12 protein-coding genes are annotated in these 14,063 nt (G+C 45.8%); 4 read left to right on the forward strand and 8 right to left on the reverse strand.

The window, feature by feature from the left end; translation table 11 throughout:
• Positions 1-43 precede the first annotated feature (43 nt).
• Complete coding sequence (locus tag E5S67_RS34350) at positions 44-490, reverse strand: HNH endonuclease (RefSeq protein WP_339382934.1); 447 nt, start codon at positions 488-490, stop codon at positions 44-46.
• Complete coding sequence (locus tag E5S67_RS03500; RefSeq protein WP_172185526.1) at positions 487-1,110, reverse strand: cytochrome c oxidase subunit 3; 624 nt, start codon at positions 1,108-1,110, stop codon at positions 487-489. The genes E5S67_RS34350 and E5S67_RS03500 overlap by 4 nt, the downstream gene beginning before the upstream one ends.
• Before the next feature lie 6 nt (positions 1,111-1,116).
• Between E5S67_RS03500 and E5S67_RS03505 the strand changes: the two genes are divergently transcribed.
• Positions 1,117-1,287: a hypothetical protein gene (locus tag E5S67_RS03505; RefSeq protein WP_172185528.1), complete on the forward strand. Its 171-nt coding sequence runs from the start codon at positions 1,117-1,119 to the stop codon at positions 1,285-1,287.
• Between the two features lie 67 nt (positions 1,288-1,354).
• Here E5S67_RS03505 and ctaD read toward each other — a convergent pair whose 3' ends face one another.
• From ctaD to E5S67_RS03525, 4 genes are all read right to left on the reverse strand, one after another.
• A complete protein-coding gene (gene ctaD, locus E5S67_RS03510) occupies positions 1,355-3,160 on the reverse strand; it encodes a cytochrome c oxidase subunit I (protein ID WP_172185530.1) in 1,806 nt (601 codons plus the stop codon).
• A 78-nt stretch (positions 3,161-3,238) separates the two neighbouring features.
• A complete protein-coding gene (locus E5S67_RS03515) occupies positions 3,239-4,240 on the reverse strand; it encodes a cytochrome c oxidase subunit II transmembrane domain-containing protein (protein ID WP_172185532.1) in 1,002 nt (333 codons plus the stop codon).
• 222 nt (positions 4,241-4,462) lie between these two features.
• Positions 4,463-5,227, reverse strand: coding sequence for a class I SAM-dependent methyltransferase (locus E5S67_RS03520; RefSeq protein WP_339382935.1), 765 nt, complete (start codon positions 5,225-5,227; stop codon positions 4,463-4,465).
• Between the two features lie 109 nt (positions 5,228-5,336).
• Entirely contained in the window at positions 5,337-6,335 is a 999-nt protein-coding gene (locus E5S67_RS03525; protein ID WP_172185534.1) for a S66 peptidase family protein, read from the reverse strand.
• A 73-nt stretch (positions 6,336-6,408) separates the two neighbouring features.
• Here E5S67_RS03525 and E5S67_RS03530 point away from each other — a divergent pair, with 73 nt between their 5' ends.
• The 3 genes from E5S67_RS03530 (at position 6,409) to E5S67_RS03540 (ending at position 11,271) form a co-directional block, all read left to right on the forward strand.
• Positions 6,409-7,842: a carotenoid oxygenase family protein gene (locus E5S67_RS03530; protein WP_172185536.1), complete on the forward strand. Its 1,434-nt coding sequence runs from the start codon at positions 6,409-6,411 to the stop codon at positions 7,840-7,842.
• A 713-nt stretch (positions 7,843-8,555) separates the two neighbouring features.
• Entirely contained in the window at positions 8,556-9,377 is an 822-nt protein-coding gene (locus tag E5S67_RS03535; RefSeq protein ID WP_172185538.1) for an SDR family NAD(P)-dependent oxidoreductase, read from the forward strand.
• A 139-nt stretch (positions 9,378-9,516) separates the two neighbouring features.
• Positions 9,517-11,271, forward strand: a complete 1,755-nt coding sequence (locus tag E5S67_RS03540; protein WP_172185540.1) for an asparagine synthetase B family protein — start codon at positions 9,517-9,519, stop codon at positions 11,269-11,271.
• Positions 11,272-11,424: 153 nt separating this feature from the next.
• On the opposite strand, the gene E5S67_RS03545 is transcribed toward E5S67_RS03540, so the two are convergent.
• Both E5S67_RS03545 and E5S67_RS03550 read right to left on the reverse strand, forming a co-directional pair.
• Positions 11,425-12,729: a toprim domain-containing protein gene (locus E5S67_RS03545; protein ID WP_172185542.1), complete on the reverse strand. Its 1,305-nt coding sequence runs from the start codon at positions 12,727-12,729 to the stop codon at positions 11,425-11,427.
• 20 nt (positions 12,730-12,749) lie between these two features.
• Positions 12,750-13,979 (reverse strand): diaminopimelate decarboxylase family protein, encoded by a 1,230-nt coding sequence (locus tag E5S67_RS03550; protein ID WP_172185544.1) that lies wholly within the window; start codon positions 13,977-13,979, stop codon positions 12,750-12,752.
• Between the last annotated feature and the right edge of the window lie 84 nt (positions 13,980-14,063).

Consider the following 14,063-nt stretch of genomic DNA (forward strand, 5'->3'; position numbering starts at 1 on the left):
GTAACTGCGTCCAGGACTATATATCTGAGCTCGCGCATTGCGATCAAGCTTTTTTGCCGCGTACTTGAATGCGTTTGTCGGTTTTTTGTTTCTTAATCCAAGAGACAAATTTATGGAGTTCAGGGTCATTTTTGAGCTTTTCCAGGGTGTTGAGCTCTTGGGCGAGGTGTTTGTTGTCAAATAGAGAGTGAATCTGGCGGTGACAAGCGGAGCAAATGTCGATTGTCGGGCTGGGATCTTCGTTTTTCCGCTTGGTGTTTTGTTTGGGGATAAGGTGATGGGCAGTTAATGCTTCCATTTGTCGATCGCACAATTCGCACTGCATAATTTTCTCAATGCTGCTGGATAAGAGAATTGCTACTTTTAGTTTAGCGCGATCGGCTGTGAGAGGGTGAATAAAGGTCGATCGCACTCTCCAAACAATAAAAAACCCCCAATTGGGGGTCAGACAAATCTCTTGCGGCAGAGGCCCAAAAGCCTCTGGGATCACAAAATATACAGCAACAAAAACAAGACAATCCAAATCACATCCACAAAGTGCCAGTAAATCTCAGTCGCTTCGATTCCGAAGTGGTGCTCGCTAGAATAATGACCTTGCGCGCGCGATCGCCACACCACTGCCACCATCAGCAGCACTCCCAACGTAACGTGCAAGCCGTGAAAAGCAGTCAAAACGTAAAAGCAACTGGCATACAAATTCGTCGTCAAGCCAAACTCTAAATGAGTGTATTCGTAAACCTGACCGAACAAGAAAACTGCGCCCATAGCAATAGTTACGAGCAGCCAATTCCGCATTCCGGCGGCATCATTCTTTTTGATTGCAGTATCAGCATTGTGAATCACAAAACTGCTAGCAATCAGAATTACCGTATTGATTCCCGGCAGCAATAACTCTCGCGCTGGCGTACCTTCAGGAGGCCACACGGGGGCCATCGCCCGATAAATCAAATACGCGGCAAACATACCGAAAAATATCATGCCTTCAGCGCACAGGAACACAATTACACCTAACATTCGGTGGTCGGGATGCTCCACACCGTGTGCTTCTACATCAGCCTCGTGGTGGTAATTCAGGGCTGTTTTTGCCGGATCGATCGCTGGAATTTGCATAATTAATTGCTAGTTGGTAATGGGATGTTGAAGGAAGAAGGAAGAAGGAAGAGGGAAGAAGGAAGAAGGAAGAAGGAAGAGGGAAGAAGGAAGAGGGAAGAGGGAAGAGGGGAAAAAAATTATCCCTACATTGCTGGTGTGCTGTTGCTGTCAAAAGTCATTTGTCCCAAGTTCTGATATTGCGACGAGCAATAACTAATAACTCATGACTAATGACTTTTGACTGATGACTGATGACTAATAACTATTCGCCATCTTGACTTTCATCAGCAGGAGAATCCTCATCTATCTCTGATTCAGGAGCGACCAAAGTGGCAGTACCGCCAAAGAAAGTTGAAGCTTGAGCCTCCGCAATAGGAATACCTGTTTTCTGGGCGTTGCGGGTGGCATTTTCCCTCAACTTGAGCCTGAGACGTTCCCCAGTATGCTGAATTTTTTCCATGCCGTAATCGTAAGGGCCCGTTGCCAATACCGGCACTCCTTCAAAATTTTCGATGGGGGGCGGCGAAGTCGTCATCCATTCCAAACTCAAAGCTTGCCAAGGATTGTCACCTGCTTTCGGGCCGTACCTCCAGCTCCAAATCACATTAATGATAAAGGGGATTGTAGACACTGCCAGCATATAAGCACCGACAGTACAAATGACATTAATTGTGGTAAATTTCGGGTCGTACATTGCCACCCGCCGAGGCATTCCTTGCATTCCCAAAGCGTGCATCGGCAGGAAAGTTACAGTAAAGCCAACATAGGTTAAAACAAAGTGAACTCTACCCCAAAATTCATTAATCATCCGCCCCGTCATTTTGGGGAACCAGTGGTAAAAAGCAGCGTAAATTCCAAACACTGAGCCGCCAAACAGCACGTAGTGTAGGTGAGCGACGACAAAATAAGTGTCGTGAACGTGAATGTCGAAAGGTACGGAAGCTACCATGATCCCGGTGATGCCGCCGAGCACAAATGTTGAGATAAAACCCATCCCAAATAGCATGGCGCTGACAAGCCGGAGTTTTCCTCCCCAAATAGTTGCCAACCAGCTAAATATTTTAATCCCAGTTGGTACGGCGATGATCATAGTCGTGATCATAAAAAACATCCGCAGCCAGCCGGGAGTGCCGCTGGTAAACATATGGTGCGCCCACACGATCAAGCCCAAAAAGCTGATCGCGAGACTGGAATATGCGATCGCCAAATAACCAAAAATTGGCTTGCGGGAATGCACCGGCAAAACTTCTGAAATTACCCCGAAAAAGGGCATAATCATAATGTAAACTGCCGGGTGCGAATAAAACCAGAATAAATGCTGGTAGACGATGGGATCGCCGTTGCCGGTCGGGTTAAAAAATGCCGTCCCTGCTAACAAGTCAAACGACAGCAAAATCAAAGCTGCGGCTAAGACTGGAGTAGCAATCAAAGTCAGCGCTGAAGTCGCAATCATCGCCCAGCAAAACAAAGGCATTTCATTGAGACTCATGCTCGGAACGCGCATGGTAAAGATGGTAACGGCAAAATTCACCGCCCCCAAAATCGAAGAAGTTCCGAGAATCAAAACGCTGAGAATCCAAATTTCTTCCCCGGCTTGAGCAGTAACTAAGCTCAAAGGGGGATAGGAAGTCCAACCCGCCTGCGGAGCTCCTACCAAAAAACTGCTCAACAGCAACACGCCGCCTACGGGAATGAGCCAAAAGGCGATCGCATTCAGCCTGGGAAATGCCATGTCTTGTGCCCCAATCATTAAGGGAATCAAAAAGTTAGCAAATCCGGCTCCGGCGGGTACGATCCACAGGAAGATCATCACCGTCGCGTGAACAGTAAATAAACTGTTGTAGAGTTCGGGGGGGACAAAATCGGAGTCGGGGGTGGCGAGTTCTGTTCGCACCAAAGTTGCCATCACGCCGCCGATTAGATAGAAAATAAATGTTGTGACTAGGTATTGAATACCGATGACTTTGTGGTCGGTATTAAAAGTGAAGTAGTCGCGCCAATGTCTATCGGCGGGAGCTGTTCCGCGAGCCTCAGTGTTGGCACTTTCTTGGAACTGTGCTTGTGTCATAGTTATTAGTCATTAGTTATTAGTCATTAGTTATTAGCTAAGAATCAAAGACCCACTGCCAGGAACTAATGACTATTTTTAGTGATGAGTTGGGTGAAGTTGTTCTAGGGTTTCGGAATTAATTTTTATTTCCCTAACGTAGGGAGCCAAAAATTCACCGTCTGACAATTCCCCAGGATTGACTGCAACTGCTTGCTCTAAGTTTTGACTGCTAGCAACTTGCTGGCTTTGCAGCCAACTGTCGAATTCTTCGGGCGCGTGAACGACTGCTAAAGCTTTCATCGCTCCGTGATAAGCGCCGCACAATTCAGCACAAACAACCCGGTATTCGCCGGTTTTAGTTGGTGTAAATCTCAGTTCGCTCGGCCGCCCGGGAATTGCATCTTGTTTGAGGCGAAATTCCGGCAGCCAAAATGCGTGCAGCACGTCTTGAGCTGAGATATTTAGCTGTACGTCGCGGTTGACTGGCATATGCAGTTCGCCGGAACTAACGCCGCTTTCTGGATAGCTAAAAATCCAGGCGTACTGCAAACCTGTGACATTTACAACTAAGTCTGCTGGTTTGTCTTCATTTTCTGGGGAAGCGCCTACGCCTAAAGCATAGAGTTTTTGAGACGGAATTTGAGGGGCGTTTTGGGGTGTATCTGAGAGTGTGGCTGCGATCGCACTTCCCCGCATTTTAGAGTGCGCTTGCATGGTGCCGTGGTCGTGATTGCCCATCGGATCGAGGCCTCCCATTGAGTTGTAAATCTCAAAACTGTAGACTCCGATTCCTAAAATAATCACCGCCGGCACGGCTGTCCAAAGAATTTCTAAGGGAAAGTTGTCATGCCAAGGCGGCCCGTCTGTGTTGTCTCCTTGACGGCGGCGATATTTAATTGCAGCAACGATGAGAATTCCCTGGACCATGATAAATAATCCAGTGGAAATGGTCATCATTGTATTGAAGAGCGCGTCTATGTCGGATGCTTCATCAGAGGCGGCGATCGGCAGTAAACCGTGATTCTGCCCGTACCAGAGACTGATCAGAGTCACTCCGATGCCGGCGAGCATGGTGAGGATGGAACTTGGAATGTTCACGCTGGTACTTCTTAATAGCGACACTTCTTCGCTTGAAAAATGAAGGAAGCGCCTCTGGGTTATCAATTTTTAATTGTAAATGGTATTTTTAGTAAAAAGTCTATCTTAAGGGTTACTTAAGGCTTAGTATGTTTGACTGACCGATCGCCCGTGCACACAAATACGTCTTTTGTACCTTGACAAAAGTGATAAAAAATGGTAAGCAATCGCTTTGTTTGGCTGCTAAATTTGAGATTGTTTCTCAAACACCATCAAATGCTGCTGTGGCAACATATCTTTTGTCTCTTTCCATACTAAACCGACGGCTGCCATTTCTTTTTTCACCTGCTTCTGCGTCATTTTGTGCAAACCTTTAATGGGAATCAGGGGGTTTTCGCCCCGATATTCTATCGATACCGTGCGGCCTCCCGGTTTGAGTGCTTTTACAATTCCTTGCATCATTTCTCTGGGATATGCAAATTCGTGGTAAGCATCGACCATCACAACTAAATCCACGCTGTTTTCCGGCAAATTCGGATTGTCAATACTTCCCAAAACTGGCTCAACGTTAGCAATATTTTTTTCTTTTTTATTCAATTTAATAAAATTAATCATTTCCGGCTGCACGTCAACTGCTAAAACCTTTCCTTGTGGAACTAAGGGAGCAATGCGAAAGCTAAAATATCCCGTTCCCGCTCCTATGTCGGCGACAATATCGGTTGGTTTTAAATCTAGATTGTTCACTAATCGAGCTGATTTGTCTTCCATGCCGCGAGACGGTCTTTCCAGCCAACTAGCGCCTTGATATCCCATGACTTGGGCAATTTCTCGACCCATGTAAAATTTGCCTGTGCCGTCGGGATTGTGGACGGTTCGCTGCTGATAAATGGTGTCACTGCTGGCGGTTTTACTTGCTTCTGCTGCTGTGCAAGCGTTCTGCGATAACAAGCAAATTATTGTTAAGAGAATTGCTGTTAAGGGTTTAATTAATTGTGCGGCTTTTTTCACGTTCGTCCTAATAGTATGTTTAATTTTTTCATTACCAGGCTCTGCGCGGTAATGCAGAGGAAGAGCTTCGCGAATATCGAGAATAGTTTAAAATTTAGCTGACAGCGGATTATAACAATCTGATTGTACCAGAATTTGAGTCGATTTCGACTTGTTTGCCGATCGGCAAAGTGAACTGCTCCCGAATGTGCCCCACCATTGAACCATACCACGCAGGAATCTTCAAGGGGCGAATCTGGTCTGACAATACTTGAGGTAAGCTTAGGGACTCTTGGGGTTTTTCAGCTTCGCACTTGGTACACTGTCCGAAAATAAAACCGGATATTTTATCGAGAATGCCCGCTAATTTGAGCTGCGTCAACATTCTATCTATGCGATAAACCTCTTCGCCAACTTCCTCGACAAACAAAATACTGTTTTCCCATGTCGGTAAATATGCAGAACCCACCATTGCTGCTATTACTGATAAATTGCCGCCGATTAGTTTTCCCCTAGCTGTGCCGCGCCAGATTGTTTCAACTTGCAGGCTTTTGGAGTTTTGCAGCGTAACAGAGCCTCCCTCAAACAAAACTTTTTTGACGTAATCTACTGTAAAGGGACTCCAACTTGAGGCACCTAAAGGGCCGTGAAAAGTAACTATATTAGTTTTAGCATAAATCGCCAATAACAGCGCAGTAATATCGCTGAATCCCATCATAATTTTGGGATTGTTACGGATAATATTGTAATCTAGGAGCGGCAATATTCTAGCGCAGCCCCAGCCGCCCATCCCGGTAAAAATAGCTCGCACTGAGTCATCGGCAAAGGCTGCGTTGACATCGGCGGCGCGATCGGCATCCTTGCCTGCTAAATAGCCGTAGCGGTCGTAAAAATGCTCTCCCAATTTAACTTTTAAACCCAGGTTATCCAGAACTTTGAAAAATGGCTGCACTTCTTTTTCGTAGTTGAAAGCGGCAGGATTGATTAAAGCTACAGTATCGCCGGCTTGCAGGCGGCGCGGCTCGATCGCAGTTTTGGGGGATAGGTTGGTTTGGGCGATCGGCAAAAGCTGAGTACCAATAGCAGTCAACCCAAAAGTTCTGAGCAGAGCGCGGCGGCGGAGAGTCATAGCTGTTAGTTAATTTTTGCTATAATTGTATAGCAAAAATTATGTCATATCAGTTAAAACTTGCGAGTTTCAAATGAAAACCGGCACTCAAATCTCAGCTAAAAAATCTTGGGCTAAAGCTTTAGCCCGTCCGGCTGCGGAATTTCCGCTGACTCAGCTATTGGTTAAAAGCGGTAAAATTCCCGCAGGATTGCGGGGAACTCTCTACCGTAACGGGCCCGCACGTTTGCAACGCGGCGGCATGAATGCGGGACACTGGTTTGACGGCGACGGTGCAATTTTGGCAGTACATTTTACCGATGCGGGTGCTGCGGCTGTTTATCGCTATGTGGAAACAGCGGGATATCAAGCTGAGGAAAAAGCTGATAAATTTCTCTACCCTAATTACGGTATGACAGCACCGGGACCTGTGTGGCTGCGCTGGAGAAAACCTGTTAAAAATGTTGCCAATACTTCTGTTTTAGCTTTGCCCGATCGCCTTTTAGCTTTGTGGGAAGCAGGCTTGCCTCACAGCCTCGATTTGCAAACCTTGGAAACTCGCGGAACGGACGATTTAGGAAGTTTAGAGAGTGGATCTTCTTATTCCGCTCACTGCAAGCGCGACCCGATTACTGGCAACATTTTTAACTTTGGAATTACACATGGTGCCAGTACCAAGTTGAATCTCTATAAAAGCGATCCTACAGGCAAAATTGTCCAAAAAGCAACTGTTGCTTTAGAAGGAATTCCTTTGTTACACGATTTTGTTTTAGCAGGAAAGTATCTAATATTTTTTGTACCGCCGATACGACTTAAAGTTTTCCCAACGTTAGCTGGAATTAGCAGTTTCGGCGACTCTTTGGAATGGAAACCAGAGTTAGGAACGCAGATATTAATAGTTGACTCGGAAACTCTCTCTTTAGTTAGTCGCGGTGAAACGGAACCTTGGTTCCAGTGGCATTTTGCTAACGGTTTTGTCAAAGAAGATGGTTCGGTGGCGGTTGATTTTGTGCGCTTCGCTGACTTTCAAACTAATCAGCGCCTGAAAGAAGTAGCGGCGGGTGAAACTCGCACTGATGCGGAGGGGACTCTGTGGCGGGTGCATCTCAATCCTCAAACTGGGAAAGTGACAGCAGCCGAAGAATTGTTGGATCAACCTTGCGAATTTCCGACGGTACCTGCTTCAGAAATAGGGCAAGACTCGCGATATATTTATCTGGCAATGTATCGGCCTGACGTTGATATTGTACCGGAACGTTACGGTGCGATCGCCCGTTTTGACACGCAAAGCCGCCATCTCACAATTGCCGACTGTGGCAAAAATCGCTATCCCATAGAACCCATCTACGTTCCAGATATTTCCTCGGAGAAAGGTTGGATAGTAACAGTTATTTATGACGGCAATTCTGATAGCAGCGAAGTCTGGATATTTGACAGCGACGGACTTTCCCGCGAACCTGTTTGCCAGCTAGAATTGCCCGGAGTCATACCTTTGGGCTTTCACGGCACTTGGAAATCTGCCGTATGAGAATTGTGTAAAGAAGTGTTGCGGAAGATTTATTAAAAATTGTTGCCGCTTTAACTTCTAGTTGTTAAGGTGTGTGTAGATAGGAAATTCTCATATCTAGGAGGTGTGGAATTGATCATCTGCATTGCTCAATTATCCTGTGCCAATTCGCGCGAATCCCCGGCGATTGTAAGTCGCGACTGCACAGGATATCGTCTGCCTCTGCGGACTAAAAAAAGAGGGCTAATTAAGCCCAAACGAATAACCAATCCAGGCGAGTATTCCCGGCGAATAAATTCGCGGCTACACAGGCAAAGTCCGCCGACGCGGACTGAATAAAACCAATCCCCGGCGAATTTATTCGCGGCTGCACAGGCAAAGTCCGCCGACGCTAACTGAATAAAGAGCGGTACTAAAGCCAGCTTTGGCATGATTCCCGACTAGGTTTTCTCATCTCACGTTTGTCTGCTTGCATGAGGTTAAGTGACCAGATATTTGACTGATTCCTGGCAAACTAAAAGTTTAGTTCAACTCACGCGCACGTTAGCGATTCAACAGTTTTTGGTTTTGAGTTAACCCCACAAGTAAATGAGGTCTGTCGAAAAAAGATAGCCTTTCCCAAAATTATGGATTATGAGTTGTTACCGCCAAAACATTCAACTCATAACTGATAATTCACAACTCACAACTCATAACTCCGTGTTGCGGTGAGCATCAACCAAAAGGTTTAATCTATGCAACTTCAAGGAAAAACAGCTCTTGTTACAGGAGCTTCGCGCGGAATTGGGCGATCGATCGCCCTGGAATTAGGGAGACAAGGAGTCAAACGTTTGTTGATTGTAGCTCGCAACCGCAAGCAATTAATTGAACTGGCAGAGGAAATCGATGTTTTTGGCACCGAAATAGTGCCGTTAGCTTTGGATTTAACTCAGTCAGTAGCAGTGAATATTGCGATCGCCCAAGCTTGGCGAGATTTCGGCCCGATTCACCTGCTAGTCAACTGTGCGGGCGTCGCCCACCAAGCATCTTTCTTGCGTTCGCCACTCCCGTTAATCGAGGAAGAAATCGCCTTAAATTTGCTCGGAACCTACACAATTACCCGCTTGATTGCAAGGCGAATGGCGACTCAAAAAGAGGGAACCATCGTCAATGTTTCGAGCTTGATGGGAAAAATTGCCGCTCCCACAATGGCCACTTATTCTGCTACCAAATTTGCCATTTTGGGATTCACCCAAGCTTTACGCAGCGAGTTAACTCAGTACAATGTTCGAGTCACAGCTTTGCTCCCATCCCTAACAGATACCGACATGGTGCGAGACTTGGAACAATTTCGCTGGGTAGTACCCACAACTCCCGAAAAAGTTGCCTTAGCACTTGTCGCGGGATTGCACAAAGATGCGCCGGAAATCTTGGTAGGATATCAAAGTCATCTAGCAGTTTGGTGTCACCGAATTGCTCCTTGGCTGCTGGATTTTGTGTTGCGGATGGCGACTCCAGAACTCCGGGATAAATCGCGCGGCCGCAAATTGCGGGAGGCTTTAGCTAGCGGGCGATAAACCCTTTTATGGGCGGGCAAGATGCCCGCCCCACAAGAAAACTCATTGTTTGTGGAACGGGCATCTTGCCCGTTTTTGAGAATGGTGCAAGATGTAAGTTATAGTTGATAATATTTATAATGATATTGAGTTGGCAAAAATGAGCGATAAAAAATCATTTTTTAATTATACAGGTAGCCAAAAACAAAAATCCTCTCTACCTCCAAATTATCTGGTTGAATTAGCCTCAAATTGGCGGATAGCTTGGGGAAAAACAGACGCGATCGAAGATAATACAGCGTGGCGAGAAGGTCAACTTGCTATTATTTGCTCAAACCCAACTGTTCAGATAATTCTAAGTCCCTTAGAAAAATTTGCAGTTGTCGGCGATATTTGGCTGAGCAACCGATTAGAATTGCTGGAAAGATTGGGGGTTGCTGCGAATAGTTGGCAGGGCTGCGATCGCCAATTAGTCGCTCAACTGTGGGAACGCTGGGGGGTTGAATGTTTGCCGCTGCTGGCGGGTATGTTCGCGTTCGCGGTTTGGGACAGAGAAGGGCAAGTTTTGCGCATGGCGCGCGATCGCGCGGGTGCGCGCACTCTTTACTACACTGATGTTGGCGCGACTCGCTGGATTTCTCCTCAACTGCGGGCGATCGCACCCTACCATTCAAGGGCGATCGACCTGGTAGCGCTGCGAGATTACCTCTGCTGCTCCTTTGTTCCGGGCGATCGTACCCTCTGGCAGCAAGTGCGAGAACTGCGCCCAGGAACGGTTTTAAGCTTCCCTGACGACACAATTTCCGCTTACTGGGAACTCCGAGAACAAGTTGTCGAGGCCGAACAATCTTTAGAATGGCACGGTGCGAGATTGCGCTCTCTTTTAGATGAAATTGTCCGAGAATATTTGCCTGCAAATCAAGCTGTAGGCGTCTTTCTTTCCGGCGGGTTAGACTCTAGCTGCATCGCTGCTTTAGCTGCTAAATTTCACGATCGACCAGTTCACACTTACTCAATTCATTTTGGTGCAGAATGCGCCAATGAATTAGAGTTTTCCAGTTTAGTTGCCCAACACTGCCAAACTCAACACCACATTTTAGAAATTAGCTTTCGGGATATGTGGGAAAAATTGCCAGAAACAATGAGCTATTTAGACGATCCGATCGGCGACCCCCTGACAGTGCCAAACTTGCTATTAGGAAAATTGGCACGAGAATCTGTCGAAATTGTCCTCAACGGCGAAGGTGGCGACCCGTGTTTTGGCGGGCCGAAAAATCAACCGATGCTAATTAACAGCTTGTACAATTCTCTCACTAATTTGGATGCGCTGCCAGCATATTTGATGTCATTTCAAAAGTGCGCTGCGGATTTGCCTCAACTTTTAAAACCGGAAATTTTAGCAGCGGGAAAAACAGAACCTTCGGTATTTAGTGCGGATTTGAATAGCAGCGACAGTTATCTAAATCGATTAATGGCATTAAATATTAAATTTAAGGGAGCAGACCAGATTTTGACCAAAGTGAACAACTTGACTCAAGCTGCTGACTTGCACGGGCGATCGCCTCTTTTTGACCAGCGAATAGTTGACTTGAGCATGACTATTCCGCCGGAATACAAACTCTCGGGAGTTGTGGAAAAAGCTGTGTTAAAACAAGCGGTTGCAAACCTTTTGCCCGCTCAAATTTTAGACCGACCAAAAAGCGGGATGCTGGTTCCCGTACAGTTGGGATTTAAGAAGTTTTGGCAACGAGAGGCTAAGGGTTTGCTGCTGTCGAAAAAAGCTGCGATCGCTCCTTATTTCAACCAATCTTTGATAGGTCAATGGCTAGACTATGAAGGAGATACCTGGGGGCGTTACGGCGTTAAACTGTGGCTGTTGGCGAGTTTAGAAATTTGGCTGCAAGGTAATAAGTAATATCAAATCGGCTTAATTGCGCATTATATCTGTAGGGAAACGGCAATGCCGTTTCCTTATCTGCGCGGAAACGGCAATGCCGTTTCCCTATCTCACAGGATTTTGGCATGGAAACGGCAATGCGGACACGGCAATGCCGTTTCCCTACAAACCTCAACCAAAACTGTCAACAACATAGATAGAACTATCCGTACCACCTAGCAAAATCAAACTGCTGTCATCGCTGCCTAAATCTCGACTGCCGGCAATTCCTAGATTCAAAATTTGAATCAGTTTTTGAGGACTAAACGATTCCAATTCTACATAATTACCTAATTCCAACCACTCCAATTCTTCAGCGGATAAATCTTGGCGAATTGCTGGCGGCAGTTGTACAGAATCTCGTGCCGAACTCTCAGAACTTAGAACACACATATTGTCGCCAGCCGCAATAATTTGCCTGGGAAGGAATCCGATATCAATAATTATCGCGCTGCTATCTGAGAACCAATTAGGACTGGTACGCAAGCGGTCAACTAAACCAATTCCTCGGGGAGTGCAATCGTGCAAAGCGTACACTTTTAAGTCGGGATTTCGGCGCAGCATTTCCATAGTTGTGTCGAAGATACTTTGAGGATATCCGGTAATGCTGAGGACTGCACAGTTGTTTTCAAAGTGAAAATTGTTGGCGATTAAAAATTGGGCAATTTCCGGGCGATCGCACACAACTAATCTGTCAAAACTGTAAGCGCTGACATCAGGACTAACGGCGGTATTTCCATTTAGAGCGCGGGGAGGCGGCAGCAATTTAGTCAGAGAGTTAATTTCTCTCCAAGTATTAAGCCAGCCTTGAAATTGATTTAACTCAATAGTAAATTCTTGACTATTTGCAGGTTTTTTGTCAATTTTTCGGGTTCCCAAATAGATAGATAGCAGTCCGATAGCGCAGCTCGCTAAAAACAGCGGAAAGGAATTTGATAAGAGACTTACACCAATTCCACACACCAGAACTATTCCTCCCCAAACTTGCAAAGTCTTTGCAAATTTCTGGCGTTGTTTGTACGGATACTTCCTAGAACGGCTAGCAGTAAAAGTTCCTGCAATCAATAAACTATTGATAGCAAACATTACAAAAATGAAAGCTATACTCTCTCCGGAAAAGAGATTGGGTGTCAAGATAAGAACAAAGATACCCGAAACTATATTAATAATTACGTATCCTGGGATTGTGTAGAACAGTTCATCATTTTTTGGTCTCGATCGCTTGTCTAAAAGGTAAAATAACTGCTTCGGGGTAAAAAACAGCGTATCATTAACAGAAATATCTGCGATCGCCTTGGCAAACATCGGGTCAGTTATTTTGACACCAGTCATTGAAGTCGGTTCAAATGCAAACTTATGCCTGCATCGTACACAGCGGCCGCTATTTGCCGTGCGATCTTTTAACTTATTGTCAGTTTGGCAGTTAATGCACTTCATAAACGTCTCCCAATGATGATTCAAAAAACTTGATTTGCTAACAAAATGCTGTAATCTTCTCTTTGGCGAATCACGCGATGCCTGCTATTTTCTAACAGCAATTCCGCAGGTCTGGGGCGGTGCAAAAAGTGCGATGACATGGCATAGCCGTAGGCTCCCACATCTAAAATAGCCAGGATTTCCCCAACTCTCAAAGCTGGTAAATGACAGTTTTTTCCCAAATAATCCCGCGAATAAGTAGTATTGCCGCAAACATCAGTAAGATGTAGAGAATCCCGGCAATTCCAGGTATAAATCTCTCGATAACCGCCGTGAACAGACGGCACTGAAAGATTAGCAACAGTAGTATCTACACCGACAATTTGTTTGGCTTCCTGCCATTTTGTCGAAACAACTTGAGCGAGCAAAGTAGCACATCCTGCTACAACCGATCGCCCTGGTTCAACTATTAGCTGAATTCCGCGATCGAGTTGGCTGATTTTGCTGGTTATTTCTGCTCCGAACAGTTCCCAGTCAAAGGCTGTACCCCCGCTGCGGTAAGGATAGCCAAAACCGCCACCAAAATCGAGATATTCCCAATCTGGCAATTGCTGAGCTGCGGCAATTATAGTATTAATTACTTGAGTAAAAGCTGCGGTAGAATTAGTGCCGGTACCGCGATAAAAATGCAATCCGCTGAGCTTTAATCCGGCTTTTCTAGCGAGGGCGATCGCCTCTGGGAATTCAGTCGATCGCACTCCAATTCGACTCTCTCCCGTTAGTTCGGGCAAATTCAGTCTCAAACCCAAACTGGGCGGTTCTAAAATCTGTTGGTTTTCCCTGAGAGATTGATAAACTTCACAGCACAACTGCAACTGAGCAAGACTGTCGAAATTCAGAGTTTTGACACCCCATTTGAGAACTTGTGCCATCTCATTTCGGTGCAAATTGCTGCCGCTGTAAACAATGTTGTTGGGCGCAAAACCTGCCTGACTTCCTAAATAAATATCTCCCGGTGTATTGGCGTGCAGTCCCCACCCGCAAGCTTGAAAAATTTGCAGCAGTGCGATGTTGCCGTTCGTCACGCTGGCAAAACAAAATTGAGTTCGCGGATAGGAAATTGCCTTAGTAATGCGGGCAATCGTCTGGCGCAAAATATCGCTTTGATAAACGTAAAGCGGCGAACCGTAAGTAGCTAATAACTCTTGGGCTAGGGAAAGAGTAAAAGGCTGTTCTTTGATAATTGATTTGCGATCTGCGATTGTTGACATAATAGTAAAGTAGATGTTTGTTTAATTAGCAATTATCCCAAATCCAGCTTTCATACCTCACTTATTCTTTAGTCCGCGAAGGCT

It is taken from the genome of Microcoleus asticus IPMA8, assembly GCF_013179805.1.
GTDB classification, from domain to species: domain Bacteria; phylum Cyanobacteriota; class Cyanobacteriia; order Cyanobacteriales; family Microcoleaceae; genus Microcoleus; species Microcoleus asticus.

What these genes read in the sequence shown, in the direction of transcription:
- E5S67_RS03550 (WP_172185544.1), bottom strand. Translation starts at nt 13,979, where the DNA reads ATGTCAACAATCGCAGATCGCAAATCAATTATCAAAGAACAGCCTTTT.
- E5S67_RS03540 (WP_172185540.1), top strand. Translation starts at nt 9,517, where the DNA reads ATGAGCGATAAAAAATCATTTTTTAATTATACAGGTAGCCAAAAACAA.
- E5S67_RS03530 (WP_172185536.1), top strand. Translation starts at nt 6,409, where the DNA reads ATGAAAACCGGCACTCAAATCTCAGCTAAAAAATCTTGGGCTAAAGCT.
- E5S67_RS03525 (WP_172185534.1), bottom strand. Translation starts at nt 6,335, where the DNA reads ATGACTCTCCGCCGCCGCGCTCTGCTCAGAACTTTTGGGTTGACTGCT.
- E5S67_RS03500 (WP_172185526.1), bottom strand. Translation starts at nt 1,110, where the DNA reads ATGCAAATTCCAGCGATCGATCCGGCAAAAACAGCCCTGAATTACCAC.
- E5S67_RS03535 (WP_172185538.1), top strand. Translation starts at nt 8,556, where the DNA reads ATGCAACTTCAAGGAAAAACAGCTCTTGTTACAGGAGCTTCGCGCGGA.
- ctaD (WP_172185530.1), bottom strand. Translation starts at nt 3,160, where the DNA reads ATGACACAAGCACAGTTCCAAGAAAGTGCCAACACTGAGGCTCGCGGA.
- E5S67_RS03545 (WP_172185542.1), bottom strand. Translation starts at nt 12,729, where the DNA reads ATGAAGTGCATTAACTGCCAAACTGACAATAAGTTAAAAGATCGCACG.